Genomic DNA, 12,972 nt, shown 5'->3' on the forward strand with positions numbered 1-12,972 from the left:
GGTCCGGTCAGACCGGTTTCACGGGTACCCCTCCGGCCGCGGCGCCCAGCAGCGTCAGCCGCGCCTCGCCCGGCCCGGAGGGGGTGGTCCCGTCGGACAGCACCGCCAGTGCCAGTGTGTTGGCACCCCGTGTGCGCAGGATCCCGTTGGGCAGCACGAAGGTGTGCTGCGGGCCCACGTCGTTGATGTACTGGCCCATGTTCCAGCCGTTGAGGAAGATCTGGACGCGGTAGGCCCGGTCCGGGTCGTCGTCGAGGACGAGTCCGACCGAGGCGTCGACATCCGGGGCGACGTCCAGCCGGAAGTCCGTCCGGTACCAGGTGACGCCCTGCCGGCGGTCGGACCGGGGGAGCCGGGCGTCCTTCCAGTCCCCGTCGTCGTGCTCGGGCAGATGCCAGCCCTCGCGCTCCCCGTGCAGCCCGCCGGTGTTCATCGGCCCGCGCACGGGATCGGGCGTGGCAGCCCCCTGGATCCGCCACTTCACGCCGGGGGAGTCGCCCTCGAAGGTGACGGCGGTGAGACCCCGCGCGGCCTTGTGCGTGTCGAGGGCCTCGCCGTCCATGTCGTGCTGCATCGGCCGGACGAGCACGGACAGCACGTGCCGCTGCTCCGGGTCTCCCTCACGGAGCTTCTTCCGCAGCCGCTTCGGCAGGGTGAAGCCCGCCTTCGCCGTCCACGTGCCCTGCCGTGCCCGGTCCTTGTCCGGCACCGGCATGCGGTGCGTGCCCAGCGGCTCACCGTCCAGCCAGGCCATCAGCAGGCCCTGCGTGCCCGTGCTGTAGGAGAGGGAGACGGACTCGACGCCCCGCGCGCCGGTCCACTCGCCCCGGTACCAGACGTCGCCGTAGTGGAATCCGTAGTCGTCGGCGAACAGGACGGGCTGTCCGTCGGGCACGGGCGTGGTGCTGAAGGTCGTCTCCTTGTCGGCCGTCGTCCAGTCCGAGTCGTCGAAGTCCGGCTCGGACTCCGGGTTGCCGGCCCGGCGCCGCCAACCGTCGAGGGCGGGCAGGGCCGGCCGGGTCACTCCGGGCAGCGGCCGCAGCGCCAGCAGGCTGCCGGAGGCGCTGATCCGGGTGGGGACCGGGCGCCCGTTCCAGGTGACGTGGGTGATGCCGCGCGGCCCCCACACCTCCAGACCGGTCTGCCCGGTGGTGTCGCCGGTGAGGTGGACCGTGGAGCCGCGCAGCTCCGCCGAGCGCAGCAGGGCGGGGCCGTAGACGAGGAGCGGGCCGGAGGGGGTCTCGTAGGGCCACAGCCGCAGGGCGGTGGCATCGTCGGCGAACAGCACCAGCATCGGCGTGTCCACCCCGTCGCCCTCGACCCGCACCCGGCTCAGCCCGCCGGCGCCGAGCGGGGCGGTGATGTTCAGCTTGCCGAGGTTGTACGCCCAGGCGGGCTCCGCGTCCAGCCGCATGGGCGTCGGCTCGTCCGCGCACTCCAGGACGACCTGCGCCATCTCGCCCCGGCGGCCCGCGAACACGGCGATGTCCTGCCGCCCGGCGGCCAGGCTCACCATGGGCTGCACGGTGGAGTGCACCAGCGTCCGGTTCCCGAGCCTCAGATGCGCGGCGATCAGCTTGGCGTCCCGGGCCGGGACGGTGACCGGCACGTCGATCCCGGCGTCCGGCAGCGTCGAGGTGACCGCGTCGCCGGTGTCGTTGCGCAGGACGTAGAAGTGGGCCCCGGTGTCGGGGTTGGTCAGGTGGTAGACCTTGATCCGCTCGTCGGTCGCCCGCACGGACTTCGCCCGGCGCAGCTTGGCGAGGTCGGGCACGAACCGCAGCAACTGCCCGGTCTGGTGCATCGGTGCGAGCTTCGGGGTGACATTGCGGGCCTCGTCGAACGCGGCACCGTAGTCGTACGAGGTGTAGACGGCGGGTGCGGGCAGCCAGCCCCAGGAGGTGCCGCCGTACGTCATGTAGACGTTGTGCAGGGTGATGCCGTTGGCGAGGTTGGTGAGGTGGAAGCGCCGCTCGTACGCCGCGTCCCGGGTGCGGCGCGCCTCGGCGTACCCCTTGCCGTCGAACGCCGACCCGCCCCACGGGTCGAACCAGCCCCCGCCGAACTCGGGCAGGAACCCGGGCGTCTTCGGACTGGCCGTGGCCCCGCCCGTCGCGCCGCCGTTTCCGAAGAGACCCCAGTCCGGCGGCACCCGGCCCGGCTCCGGATACCCGTCGAACCCGTACAGCCAGCGCCCCTTCTCCCCGCCGGTGCCGAACGACCCCGGGGTCCAGTGGCCGTTGCGTCCCTTGTCGTTGTGGAACAGCGGTACGTCGATGCCGTCGGCGCGGACCTTCTCGTACAGGTACGACATGTAGGCGCGCCCGGACGGCTCGTCGACGTGCGCGTCGTACTCGTTCTCGATCTGGTAGAGCAGGACCGTGCCCGTCCCCCGCGTGAACAGGCGTTTCGCGACGATGGCGTTGACGGCGGTCAGCCACTCGTCGACGTAGCGCAGATACGTCGGGTCGGAGGTCCGGGCCCGGCCCTCGGTGGCGGTCAGCCAACCGGGGAAGCCGCCGGCGTCGACCTCCGCGTTGATGTACGGCCCGGGCCGCAGGATCACGTACATCCCCGTCTCGGCGGCCGTCCGCAGGAACAGGTCCAGGTCGCGCACGCCGGTGAAGTCGTAGCGGCCGGGCGCGGGGGAGTGGTAGTTCCAGGCGACGTACACGCTGACGGCGTTGTAGCCGTGGGCCCGCATCTTCTCCAGCACGTCCCGCCACAGCGACGGGCTCGGCAGCCGGAAGGGGTGCAGCTCGCCCGACCAGAGCACCAGGCGGCGGCCGTCGACCAGCAGCGAGTAGGGGTCGAAGCCGATCTCGTGCGGTCTGCCGTCCGCGCTCGGTACGGGTGGCGGTGGGCCGGTGGGCGCGGTGCGTGCCGGGTGGGCGGAGGTCGGCGACCCGCTGCCGGTCAGCGCGAAGCCGAGCGCCGCCGTGCCGGCCAGAGCGTGGAAGGTACGCCTGCTGAGCTCCAAGGGAGCGCCTCCTGTTGAACCTTGCGATATGTGGTGCGCGGTGCGTGTGCTCAATGTCTACAGGGTCACGGGGACAATGGTCCTATGAGGATCTCGGCACGTGCGGACTACGCGGTACGAGCGGTCGTGGAGCTGGCCGTCCGGCAGGGGGAGGGGCCGGTCAAGGCGGAGGCCGTCGCCACCGCGCAGGACATCCCCCACAAGTTCCTGGAGGGGATCCTCGGCGATCTGCGGCGCGGCGGGGTCGTCGACAGCCGGCGCGGCGGGGGCGGCGGCTACCGGCTGGCCCGGGAGGCCGCGGAGATCACGGTCGCGGACGTGATCCGGGCCGTGGACGGGCCGATCGTGTCGGTGCGCGGCGAGCGGCCGACCGGTCTCGCCTATTCCGGCACGGCCGAGCCGCTGCTGCCGTTGTGGATCGCCCTGCGGGCCAATGTGCGCAGGATCCTGGAGGGCGTGACGATCGCCGACCTCGCGGCGGGGGCGCTGCCGGAGCCGGTGGAGCGGCTGGCGGCGGAACCGGCGGCCTGGGAGAACCCGTGAGGGGCTGCGGCCGTGCGCGGCGCTGTGCGTGATCCTCATTCCGTCCTCGGGATGTCCTCGGTCTGACGCACTGGTGCAACGCACCCTATGTGCCTGCCGGTGTCCCAGTGAATTCCCGCCAGTGTGAATGGCCGGAGAGCGACCTGGCCGACCCCTGCCGCCCTGCGTACGATGCGACCGCTCCCGCTCTTCACATCTCCTTCATGGAATGGTCACAGGCCGGGGGTGCATGCGTCTGTCACTTTGACATGCGCATGATCTGTCCTGTCGCGATCCACCCCCCACGAACGGATGGGAGAACCATGGCCGGTGGCCTGCTCCTGAGCGGTGCGGTAGCCGCGCTCCTCACCAGCGCACTCCCCGCACAAACCCCGTCTTCCGGGTTCGACGACCCGCCCCCGGACAAGATCATCATCCAGGTCGCCACGGTGAACGGCTCCGGCTGTCCGCAGGGCACGGCGGCGGTCGCCGTCTCCGAGGACAACACCGCCTTCACGGTGACCTACAGCGACTACCTCGCCCAGGCGGGCGGGAACTCCGATCCGACCGCGTTCCGCAGGAACTGCCAGCTCAACCTGAAGGTCCACGTCCCCGGCGGCTTCACCTACGCCATCGCGAGCGCGGACTACCGGGGATTCGCCTCCCTCCAGCGGGGCGCGAGCGCCTCCCAGCGGGCCTCGTACTACTTCCAGGGCTCGCCCAGCACGGTGCACAAGAACCACCCCTTCAGCGGCCCCCTCAACGACAACTGGCAGGCCACCGACGAGACGGACTGGGCCCAACTGGTCTACGCACCCTGCGGAGTCCAGCGCAACTTCAACATCAACACCGAGATCCGCGTCAACGCCGGCACCCAGTCGGCCGACAAGGTCAGCTTCATGACGATGGACTCCACGGACGGGGACATCAGCACGGTGTACCACCTGGCGTGGAAGGAGTGCCCGAAGAAGGCGTGACGGTGTGAGGGGCGGCCCGCCGGTCGGCGGGCCGCCCCTCACGGGGTGTTCGGGACACCCCTAGCCGCTGCGCGCCGTACGGTCCCCGGCCCCGGCCAGTCCCGTCCCGGCCAGTACGTAGAAGACCAGGAAGGGCAGCGGCATGGACCCGTCCGGCCTGTCGATCTCGTCGACCAAGGACAGCGAGAGCAACGCCCAGAGCAGTCCGCCGCCGACCATCAGCGTGGTGTTGCCGCGCTCCCGCATGGCGCGCATCCCGGCCCCCAGCAGGAGGGGCATGAGAGCCCAGGATCCGGCCGTGGTCACCAGCCACTCGAAGGCGCCGGCGAAAATCGTCGCTTCGCCCGTCGCCGCTTTGGCGCCGGCCCAGGCGTAGCCGGCGGTCATGAGGGTGTGGCAGACGGCCGTGGCAGCGGTGACAGTGACGGCGCCCTTGGCGAGTCGTGCGTACCGCATGAAGGGGTCCTCGTTCCTCGTTCCTCGGTGATGAGGGCCGGTCAGTCCCGGGACGTCAGTGCCGCGGCGGTGGCCCGCACGAAGGTCTCCGGGTTGTCCAGCATGATGTTGTGGCCGCAGTCGGGGATCGGGACGACGGACACGCCCGCCTCGGTGAGGGCGTCGGCGCCCGGAAGCGGGCCGTCCGCCGCGGGGAGCAGGAAGGTGCGGGGAATCCTCAGGTCCAGCAGGAGCTCGCGCATGGTCGGGGTCGTACCGCGGGTGAGGTGGAACGCGCTGCGGTGCAGGGCCTCGCGGCCCGCCAGGCGCATCGTGGACCACCAGTGCGGGCCCACCCGGTCGCGGACCTCCTCCCAACCGCCGTTCAGGAACTCCTCCTCGGAGTGGGCGGCGATGCCGCTGCTGCCCGACGAACCCGGGATGCGCGGGATCGGGTCCAGGTTCGCGTCGATCAGGACCAGGCGGGAGACCAGGTGAGGGTGGCGGGCCGCCAGGACGATCGCGACCGAGCCGCCCATGCTGTGGGCGATCAGCTCGGCGGCCGAAACACCCGCCGCCGTCAGAGCGTTGGCGAGTGCGTCGGCGTGCGACTCCAGCGTGTAGTCGAAGTGCGTCGGGCGGTCGCTGATGCCGTGGCCCAGGAGGTCCAGGAGCAGGGAGCGGCGGCCGGACAGCCTCGGGTCGACCGCGACGGCGGCGAAGTAGGCCGGTGACGTGGCGCCCAGCCCGTGCACGTAGACGCGTGGCGGCTCCTGCCCCGGCAGCTCGACCCAGCGGATCTGGTCGCCCTCGGGCGTTACGGCGGCGCTGCGCACGGTCTGTGTCTCCTGCGGTCGCGATGATGGGAGACACGAGAGTAACCACCGAGGTTGGATGAGCCATGGAGTTTTTCTGCTACCACCGCGACCGGCCCGGCTCCCTGCCCTTGCGCGAGGAGCTGGGGGAGGCGCACTGGGCCTATATGGACCGGTACGAGGCGGAGTTGATCGCCCGGGGGCCGACCTTCGCCGATGACGGGGAGACGCCCACCGGCAGTGTGCACATCGTGGACCTGCCGGATGCCGCCGCCGCCCGGGCGTTCGCCTTCGACGAGCCCAACTACCAGGCCGGGGCGTACCGGGACGTGCTGGTGCGACGGTGGCGGAACCTGCTGGGCCGCACCATGTGGGAGTTCCCAGGCGGCCGGACAGGCGGGAAGCGGTACCTCGTTCTCGGGCTCGGCGCGGGAGACGGTGCCGACCTCGACGTGCCGGGTGCCTGGCAGGACGAACTGATCGCGTACGGACCGCTGCTGTCCGACGACGGCGCCGTGTGGGTGGGCACGGCCGCACTGGTGCGGGCTGCGGATGCGGAGGCGGCGCGTGCGGTGCTGACCTCGCATCGGTACGCCGCAATCGAGGTGCATGACTGGGAGTTCGGCGGGCGACGGTGAGGCGCGGGGGCACGTCCGTCCGTGTCCCTGCCGCCCATAGGAGGCTGTGTCGGTCACCGTGGAGAAGTAGGTTCCCGGGTCCGCTCCTGTCCTGGCCGCGGTGCGGGCGCTGACGCGGGAGTTCACGCTCGCCGGCATCGCGCTGACCGAGTACGAGCGGGGGGAAGACACCGGTCAGGAGGAGGCCGTACTGCGGCGGATCGTCGACGGGCTGTTCGGGACCGCCCGGGGCTGAGCTGGGAAGTGGGCGGCGGCCCGGCAGTTACTCGGCGGCGTGTGCGAGGAAGGCGGCCCAGGCGGTGAGGGAGAGGCGGAGCTCGGGGCCCTGCCTGTTCTTCGAGTCCCGGATGTGGATGGTGTCGAGGTGAGGGGTTACGGCTACTTCGACGCAATCGCCGTCGCCACTGCTGCTGTAGCTGGACTTGAACCAGGCCAGTTCGACGGTGCTCATAGGTTTCCTCGCATCCGCTGCAACAGGCTCAAGGAGTCTTCGAGGGAGAGAGCCTGCGAACGCATCCTGGCATACCGCCTGTGAAGCACGCTGATCTCTTTCGGGTCAGAGATGAACTGGCCTCCGCGCTGGCCTTCGTTGTAGGCGAGCCACCGGTTCTCGGGTGTTTCCAGCAACTGCATGGGACCCGCCAACCCTGCGTGTGCCCCTTGCGCCACCGGCATGATCTGGACCTCGACGTTCCGCAGCTCCGCGATCTCCTGCAGATGATCGACGAGCTCACGGGTGACTCCACCCCCACCCAGGCATCGCAGGAACAGGTGCTCCTCCAGGATGAAGCTGAACGCGGTGTTCGGTCGCCCCTTCAGCAGCTTCTGCCGCTCGGCCCGAGCGGCCCACCGTTCCTCGATCTGTCCGTCGTCCAGCGGCGGCAACTGATTGGCGAAGAGCGCTCGCGCGTATGCCTCAGTCTGCAACAAGCCAGGAATCATGCGGCACTCGTACGTGTACAACGTGATCGCCGCCTGCTCCAGCGCAGCCCACCGCCGAAACCAAGCCGCCAGCCCCGGCTGTCGCTCCAGACACCCCGCCGCCCTCCGCAACGCCCCCGTCCTCCCGAACACCTCCTCCGCGCGCTGCACGAATTCCGCGTCCGGCATCCTCCTTCCCAACTCCACCGAAGCCACCGTGTGTTTGGAGAACCGCACCAGCTCCCCGAACTCCTCCCGGCTCAATCCCGCGTGCTCGCGCAAGCCCTGGACCACCGCTCCGAACGTCCGCAGACTGTCGGACGACTCCGGCTCGCCACCCGTGCCCGTCCCCACCACGCCATCGACCACCGTCGGTCACCTCCCGAAGAGATCGTCACGGGTAGTCACCGGTACTGTCCAGTCCGTCACCGCGTACGCTGCCGCGGCGTACGCGGCGGCAGCCTGGAGAATCGCCCGTCTCAGCCGTCAGATTGGGCGCATGACGCCACAGTCCATCTCCCAGAACCCGGTTACCGTACGTGTGTTCAGGCAGCGCCTCAGCTCCACCCCGCGTGGTGCCCGCCTCGCCCGCAACCTCACGCTGAACCAGTTGCACTCCTGGGGCATCCCCTGCGGGTCGGACGTCTCCTGCGCGGCCGGCGCGATCGTGGCCGAGTTGGCGGCCAACGCCGTGACGCACGGGCGAGTTCCGGGCCGGGACTTCGAACTGCGGCTGGCGATCGTCACGGGCGGTGTCCGGGTGGAGGTGACCGACGCCCGCAGTGGGCCCCCGTATCCGCCCGCCCCGGATGCCGTACGCCCGCCTCGGCCCGTCGACGAGCACGGCCGGGGGTTCGTCCTGGTCGACGCACTCGCCGACCGCTGGGAGGTGATCGACCGCGAACCGCCCGGCAAGACCGTGCGTGCGGAGATCCAGCTGCCGGAGTGGATTTCGGAGCTGATTTCGAAATGACAGAGCAGCGAACGGTGTTGGCGATGTCATGAACGACAGACCGACACCCCGCCTCCTGTCCGACGCAGCCCTCTCCGACCTGCTCGCCGCGCAGCAGTTCGGCACACTCGCCACCGTCAAGCGCAGTGGCCATCCGCACCTGACCACCATGCTGTACAGCTGGGACGCCGAGTCCCGCACGGTGCGCTTCTCGACCACCGCCGACCGTGTCAAGGTCCAGCACCTGCGCCGTGAACCGCGTGCGGCGTTGCACGTGCAGAGCGGGGACGTCTGGTCGTTCGCCGTCGCCGAGGGCGAGGCGGAGGTCTCCGAGGCCACCGCGGTCCCCGGCGACGCGGTCGGCCGGGAACTGCTCGCGATGATCCCGGCGGGCGCCCGACCGGAGGACGAGGACGCCTACCTCCGGCAACTGGTGGACGAGCGGCGCGTCGTCATCCGGCTGCGGGTGGACCGGCTGTACGGGACCGCGCTCGACATCGGGTAAGGGGGCTGCGGCACGATGAGCGCATGAACGAACAACGGGGAAGCACTGAAGAGCCCTCCCTCGCGGAACTCGCCCGGCGGCTCCGCGCGGTGGACACCGGTGGCTGGACGCCGGACGTCGTCACGGCCTTGTCGGACGCGCTCGGCTGGGTCCGGGGCGGCACCGCGGACCAACCCGTCCTGGTCACCGGCCGGCCCGCGGGCGACGCCCGGCTGCGTCCCGTCGGCACCTACGAAGAGCGGTACACCGACGGCGAGTCGTACGTGGAGCTCGCGGTACCGGTGGCGGTCGCCGCACCCGACGCCCCCGCACAGGCCGCCGCCTTCCGCGCGGCCCGCGAGGAACTGACCTCGGCCCTGGGCCGGCCGTCCGTCATGGGTTCGCACGGCGACATGGGCCCCTTCTACGACAGCGGGCCGCTGTGGGGCGCCCCCTTCGTGCGCTGGCGCGGCAGCCCGGACACCCTGGAGCTGCGCGCCGGGAAGGCGGGGCCGGAGCTGGTCCTGCAGCCCACCGACCCGGCGGAGAACTGGTTCTGGCGTCAGGGCCACGGCGAAGAGCACGCTCTCAGCGGCTTCTTCGGCAGCGATCGCGACCCGGCCAACGCCGGCCTCGGCTTCCCCGGCGGCTGGACCGCCCGCAGCTGGGAGACCGTCACCCGGTCGCTGGGCGACTTCCTGGGAGCCCTGCCCGCCGAGGCCGCCGCGCTCGGCGTCGGTTTCGGGATGCCCTTCTACGGAAGGACCGGCGAGGGAGCGCCCCTCCTCTTCGACGTGGCGTGCGGCGACCGGCTGTCGATCGGCTGCTTCGCCCCGGACGGCGTCGACGCCGCCTCTCTCGGCTGGGGCACCGTCGCCGAACACCCGGCCACGGCCTCGGTCTGGCGGGACGACGATCCGGTGTGGCGCGTGGACGCGGGAGGCCCCGGCGAACCCAAGGGCCGCGCTCTCGCGGAGATCCTCGTGGCGACGGCCAGGGCGGCGGGGGTGAGCGAACCGGCCGGTCTGATCGTCGGCGGCGAGGCCGAGTACGTGGACGGCTATCACGTGACGTACTACGGGTTGGGTCTCCCCACCGGCTGATCCCCGCGGGGAACGGCGACAGTCCCGGGGAGGAGTCTCCTCCTCGGGGCGCGGTCGTTGCTGCGCGGACCATTGACGCGCAAGGGGTTCGATTCTACGGTCCGTTCGAACTTGCGAGCACTGTTCGAAATGTCGACCAGTCGTGCACCCCCACCGCAAGGAGGACCCCGCATGAGCCGCACCCCCGTGCGCAGGCGCACCGCCCTGCTCGCACTCCCCGCCGCAGCGCTGCTCGCCCTGCTTCCGAGCACGGCGTCCGCGTACCCCAACCCCGGCCGGGTGACCGGCGACGTCGTCACCCACGACCCGTCGATGATCCGCACCTCGTCGGGCCAGTACCTGCTCTACGCGACCGGCGGCGGCATCGCCAACAAGACCAGCAGCGACCGCACCGCCTTCAGGAACGGCGCCGACGCCTTCTCCAGCCGGCCGGGCTGGTGGCGGAACTACTCGTCCGTCCCGGAAGCCTGGGCGCCGGACATCTCGTACCACGGCGGCACGTACCTGATGTACTACTCCGTCTCGAAGTTCGGCTCGAACACCTCCGCCATCGGCCTCGCCACCTCCAGCACCGGCCGGCCGGGCAGCTGGACCGACCAGGGCACGGTCTACACGTCGAACTCCGCCAGTGACTTCAACGCCATCGACCCGAACCTCTTCGTGAACGACGACGGCAAGTGGTGGCTGTCGTTCGGAAGTTGGTGGACCGGGCTCAAGATGATCCAGATCAACCCCGCCACCGGCAAACAGCTCTCCTCCGACACCACCCGCTACTCGCTCGCCTCCCGCCCCACCGGGACCAAGGCCGTCGAAGCGCCCTTCATCGTCAAAAGGGGCGGCTACTACTACCTCTTCGCCTCGTACGACACCTGCTGCGCCGGCACCAGCTCGACGTACAAGGTGAAGGTCGGGCGCGCCTCCAGTGTCACGGGGCCGTACCGCGACAAGAACGGCGTGGACCTGATGAAGAACGGCGGCACGCCCGTCCTGGAGTCGCACGGCAACGTCGTCGGCCCCGGCGGACAGTCGATCATGAACGACGCCGATGGTGACCTGATCGTCTACCACTACTACGACGGCAACGACAACGGCACGCCCAAGCTCGGCATCAACCTCCTGAACTGGAGCAGCGGATGGCCCGTCGCCTACTGACCCGGCTGGCGGCCCTCCTGCTCGCGCTGAGCCTCGGAGATCTCGTGGAAACCGGCAGCGGTCTGACGCCCTGGGGGCGCGGGGAACTGCGCGACAAGCCACGTCGCGCCCGCACCCGCCGAACTACCCCGTCTGCCCCATGCCCGCCGCGTTGGGCCAGCTCTGCGCGGCGGGCCACCCCGTGGCCGGCGCGGGCGTCAGTCCGTTCGTCCCCCGCACCTGCGCCGCCGTCAGGCCCCCACGGGCCGGAACGCCGGGCGGCGTGGGCCCGGTGAACGGAGCGGCCATGGGCGACGGGGCGGGCGCGGGAGCAGGGACCGGCGCCGGAGCTGGAACCGGCGCAGGCGCCTGGGCCACGGGTGCCAGGGGCGTAGCCGGGGCGGCCACCGGCTGGGGAGCCGGCTGCGGCACCGCCTGCGGCATCTGGGGCTGGGGCGGCTGCGGCTGCGGCTGCGGCATCGGCGCCGCGGCCGGCATCGGCATCCCGCCGCTCGTACCCGCCGGTACGGCGGACGCGGCGGCGGGGAGCGGCATGCCGATGCCGGTGGCCGGAGCGGGAGCCGGGGCGGCGGCCGCCGCGGCGGGAGCGAACCCCATCCCACCCGTACTCGCCGCCGCCGGGGCGAACCCCATCCCACCCGTACTCGCCGCCGCCGGGGCGAGCCCCTGCCCTCCGGCCGTGGCCGCGGCGGGGGCCGGCGCCCCGGCCATCCCCACCGCCTGCGCCGCGAGCCCCCGCATACCCGACCCGTTCGTCTCGCTCACCAGACGGTCCACGGCCGCCGTACCCGAGCTGTAGCTGGTCCCGTTGCCCAGCTCGGGTACGGCGGCTCCCCTCCTGGACGTCCCGTAGAGCACCTGTTCCAGGCCGGACACCAGGCGACGCACGTCCACCTGGGGGCGCACCACGAGACGCAGGAAGCGACTGGACGAACCGATCTTGTTGCCGCACTCGCGGACCAGGATCCGGTGCTCGGTGAGCATCCGGTCCCGGACCACGGTGCCCTCGGCGCCCACGGGGAGGCGCACGAAGAGGAAGTTGCCCTGTGAGGGGTAGACCGTGAGCCCGGGCAGGGAGGAGAGCTGGCCGGCCATGTCGAGGCGGTCGCGGCGCACCTGCTGGAGGCTCTGCGCGTACTCGGAGCCGTGCTCCTTCAGCATGAAGACGACGTGCTCGGCGAAGGAGTTGAGGTTCCACTTCGGGAGCATCGAACGAACCCGGCTCGCGAGCGCCGGGTTGGCGACGAGGTAGCCGAAGCGGATGCCGTGCAGGCCGAAGTTCTTGCCGAGGCTGCGCAGCACGACCACGTTGGGCCGCAGCATCGCCTCCTGGACGACCGACGGCTCGGCCTCGGCGTCGGCGAACTCCAGGAACGACTCGTCGATGACGATCAGGTCGAGGTCGGCCATGGCGTCCATGAACTGCACGATGGCGTGCTTGTGCAGGAAGCCGCCGTCGGGGTTGTTCGGGTTGCAGATCACCGCGACGCGGGTGCCGCGGGCCCGGATGAACTCGGCGTACTGCGCGAGGTCGAGGGCGAAACCGCTGGACTCCTGGAGCGGGAACATGTCGACCCGCTTGCCGGTCTCCATCGGCTGGTCGGTCCAGCGCCCGAAGGTCGGGACGGGGACGGCGAGGGACTCGCGGACCAGCAGGTGGTCGATCCAGGTGATGAGTTCGGTCGAGCCGTTGCCCATGGCCACGCACTGCGGGGGCAGCTGGAGCAGGCTGCACAGCTCGGCCGTGATCGTGTCCGCGCTGCTCGGGTAGTACGTGATGATGTCGCGCAGCCGGCCCGCCATGTCCTCGAACATGGCCGGGGTCGGGAAGTACGGGTTGCAGGGGATACAGAAGTCCACGGGGCCGGCTCCCTCGCCGCCCTCACGTGTCAGAGCCGCCATCGACGGGCTGTGTGCCGCGGTACTGCGGAACAGCGACGTGACGTTGTCGGCCATGGAACCTCCGTATGGGGCGGGCCCGTTGGGGACGGAC

Annotated in this window: 14 protein-coding genes; 8 read left to right on the forward strand and 6 right to left on the reverse strand. The window is 71.1% G+C overall.

What is annotated here, in order from left to right; translation table 11 throughout:
• Window positions 1-7: 7 nt before the first annotated feature.
• Complete coding sequence (locus BJ965_RS26705; RefSeq protein WP_184911673.1) at window positions 8-2,980, reverse strand: glycoside hydrolase family 35 protein; 2,973 nt, start codon at window positions 2,978-2,980, stop codon at window positions 8-10.
• Between the two features lie 84 nt (window positions 2,981-3,064).
• Between BJ965_RS26705 and BJ965_RS26710 the strand changes: the two genes are divergently transcribed.
• Both BJ965_RS26710 and BJ965_RS26715 read left to right on the forward strand, forming a co-directional pair.
• Window positions 3,065-3,523 carry an RrF2 family transcriptional regulator gene (locus tag BJ965_RS26710; protein ID WP_020272842.1) on the forward strand — a complete coding sequence of 153 codons (459 nt, stop codon included), beginning with the start codon at window positions 3,065-3,067 and terminating at the stop codon, window positions 3,521-3,523.
• Between the two features lie 302 nt (window positions 3,524-3,825).
• Window positions 3,826-4,479: a DUF4360 domain-containing protein gene (locus BJ965_RS26715; protein ID WP_184911676.1), complete on the forward strand. Its 654-nt coding sequence runs from the start codon at window positions 3,826-3,828 to the stop codon at window positions 4,477-4,479.
• A 60-nt stretch (window positions 4,480-4,539) separates the two neighbouring features.
• Here BJ965_RS26715 and BJ965_RS26720 read toward each other — a convergent pair whose 3' ends face one another.
• Together BJ965_RS26720 and BJ965_RS26725 are read right to left on the reverse strand one after the other, a co-directional pair.
• Window positions 4,540-4,935 carry a hypothetical protein gene (locus tag BJ965_RS26720; protein ID WP_184911679.1) on the reverse strand — a complete coding sequence of 132 codons (396 nt, stop codon included), beginning with the start codon at window positions 4,933-4,935 and terminating at the stop codon, window positions 4,540-4,542.
• Window positions 4,936-4,976: 41 nt separating this feature from the next.
• Window positions 4,977-5,750: an alpha/beta fold hydrolase gene (locus tag BJ965_RS26725; protein ID WP_184911681.1), complete on the reverse strand. Its 774-nt coding sequence runs from the start codon at window positions 5,748-5,750 to the stop codon at window positions 4,977-4,979.
• A 65-nt stretch (window positions 5,751-5,815) separates the two neighbouring features.
• Between BJ965_RS26725 and BJ965_RS26730 the strand changes: the two genes are divergently transcribed.
• Both BJ965_RS26730 and BJ965_RS39970 read left to right on the forward strand, forming a co-directional pair.
• Complete coding sequence (locus BJ965_RS26730) at window positions 5,816-6,367, forward strand: YciI family protein (protein ID WP_184911683.1); 552 nt, start codon at window positions 5,816-5,818, stop codon at window positions 6,365-6,367.
• Window positions 6,368-6,467: 100 nt separating this feature from the next.
• A complete protein-coding gene (locus BJ965_RS39970; protein ID WP_281402941.1) occupies window positions 6,468-6,602 on the forward strand; it encodes a hypothetical protein in 135 nt (44 codons plus the stop codon).
• 27 nt (window positions 6,603-6,629) lie between these two features.
• On the opposite strand, the gene BJ965_RS26735 is transcribed toward BJ965_RS39970, so the two are convergent.
• A complete protein-coding gene (locus BJ965_RS26735) occupies window positions 6,630-6,818 on the reverse strand; it encodes a DUF397 domain-containing protein (RefSeq protein ID WP_184911685.1) in 189 nt (62 codons plus the stop codon).
• Complete coding sequence (locus BJ965_RS26740; RefSeq protein ID WP_184911688.1) at window positions 6,815-7,657, reverse strand: helix-turn-helix domain-containing protein; 843 nt, start codon at window positions 7,655-7,657, stop codon at window positions 6,815-6,817. The genes BJ965_RS26735 and BJ965_RS26740 overlap by 4 nt, the downstream gene beginning before the upstream one ends.
• 130 nt (window positions 7,658-7,787) lie before the next feature.
• Here BJ965_RS26740 and BJ965_RS26745 point away from each other — a divergent pair, with 130 nt between their 5' ends.
• The 4 genes from BJ965_RS26745 to BJ965_RS26760 all read left to right on the forward strand — a co-directional run bounded on the left by BJ965_RS26745 (window position 7,788) and on the right by BJ965_RS26760 (window position 10,979).
• A complete protein-coding gene (locus BJ965_RS26745; RefSeq protein ID WP_184911690.1) occupies window positions 7,788-8,261 on the forward strand; it encodes an ATP-binding protein in 474 nt (157 codons plus the stop codon).
• 28 nt (window positions 8,262-8,289) lie between these two features.
• On the forward strand, window positions 8,290-8,745 hold the full coding sequence (locus tag BJ965_RS26750; protein WP_184911692.1) for a PPOX class F420-dependent oxidoreductase: 456 nt from the start codon (window positions 8,290-8,292) through the stop codon (window positions 8,743-8,745).
• Window positions 8,746-8,768: 23 nt separating this feature from the next.
• Window positions 8,769-9,827: a hypothetical protein gene (locus BJ965_RS26755; protein ID WP_184911695.1), complete on the forward strand. Its 1,059-nt coding sequence runs from the start codon at window positions 8,769-8,771 to the stop codon at window positions 9,825-9,827.
• 171 nt (window positions 9,828-9,998) lie between these two features.
• Complete coding sequence (locus BJ965_RS26760; RefSeq protein ID WP_184911698.1) at window positions 9,999-10,979, forward strand: arabinan endo-1,5-alpha-L-arabinosidase; 981 nt, start codon at window positions 9,999-10,001, stop codon at window positions 10,977-10,979.
• Between the two features lie 123 nt (window positions 10,980-11,102).
• On the opposite strand, the gene BJ965_RS26765 is transcribed toward BJ965_RS26760, so the two are convergent.
• On the reverse strand, window positions 11,103-12,935 hold the full coding sequence (locus tag BJ965_RS26765; protein ID WP_184911700.1) for a pyridoxal phosphate-dependent aminotransferase: 1,833 nt from the start codon (window positions 12,933-12,935) through the stop codon (window positions 11,103-11,105).
• Between the last annotated feature and the right edge of the window lie 37 nt (window positions 12,936-12,972).

The sequence above is a fragment of the Streptomyces luteogriseus genome (assembly GCF_014205055.1).
GTDB classification, from domain to species: domain Bacteria; phylum Actinomycetota; class Actinomycetes; order Streptomycetales; family Streptomycetaceae; genus Streptomyces; species Streptomyces luteogriseus.

What these genes read in the sequence shown, in the direction of transcription:
- BJ965_RS26730 (WP_184911683.1), top strand. Translation starts at nt 5,816, where the DNA reads ATGGAGTTTTTCTGCTACCACCGCGACCGGCCCGGCTCCCTGCCCTTG.
- BJ965_RS26720 (WP_184911679.1), bottom strand. Translation starts at nt 4,935, where the DNA reads ATGCGGTACGCACGACTCGCCAAGGGCGCCGTCACTGTCACCGCTGCC.
- BJ965_RS26745 (WP_184911690.1), top strand. Translation starts at nt 7,788, where the DNA reads ATGACGCCACAGTCCATCTCCCAGAACCCGGTTACCGTACGTGTGTTC.
- BJ965_RS26765 (WP_184911700.1), bottom strand. Translation starts at nt 12,935, where the DNA reads ATGGCCGACAACGTCACGTCGCTGTTCCGCAGTACCGCGGCACACAGC.
- BJ965_RS26710 (WP_020272842.1), top strand. Translation starts at nt 3,065, where the DNA reads ATGAGGATCTCGGCACGTGCGGACTACGCGGTACGAGCGGTCGTGGAG.
- BJ965_RS26735 (WP_184911685.1), bottom strand. Translation starts at nt 6,818, where the DNA reads ATGAGCACCGTCGAACTGGCCTGGTTCAAGTCCAGCTACAGCAGCAGT.
- BJ965_RS26715 (WP_184911676.1), top strand. Translation starts at nt 3,826, where the DNA reads ATGGCCGGTGGCCTGCTCCTGAGCGGTGCGGTAGCCGCGCTCCTCACC.
- BJ965_RS26750 (WP_184911692.1), top strand. Translation starts at nt 8,290, where the DNA reads ATGAACGACAGACCGACACCCCGCCTCCTGTCCGACGCAGCCCTCTCC.
- BJ965_RS26760 (WP_184911698.1), top strand. Translation starts at nt 9,999, where the DNA reads ATGAGCCGCACCCCCGTGCGCAGGCGCACCGCCCTGCTCGCACTCCCC.
- BJ965_RS26755 (WP_184911695.1), top strand. Translation starts at nt 8,769, where the DNA reads ATGAACGAACAACGGGGAAGCACTGAAGAGCCCTCCCTCGCGGAACTC.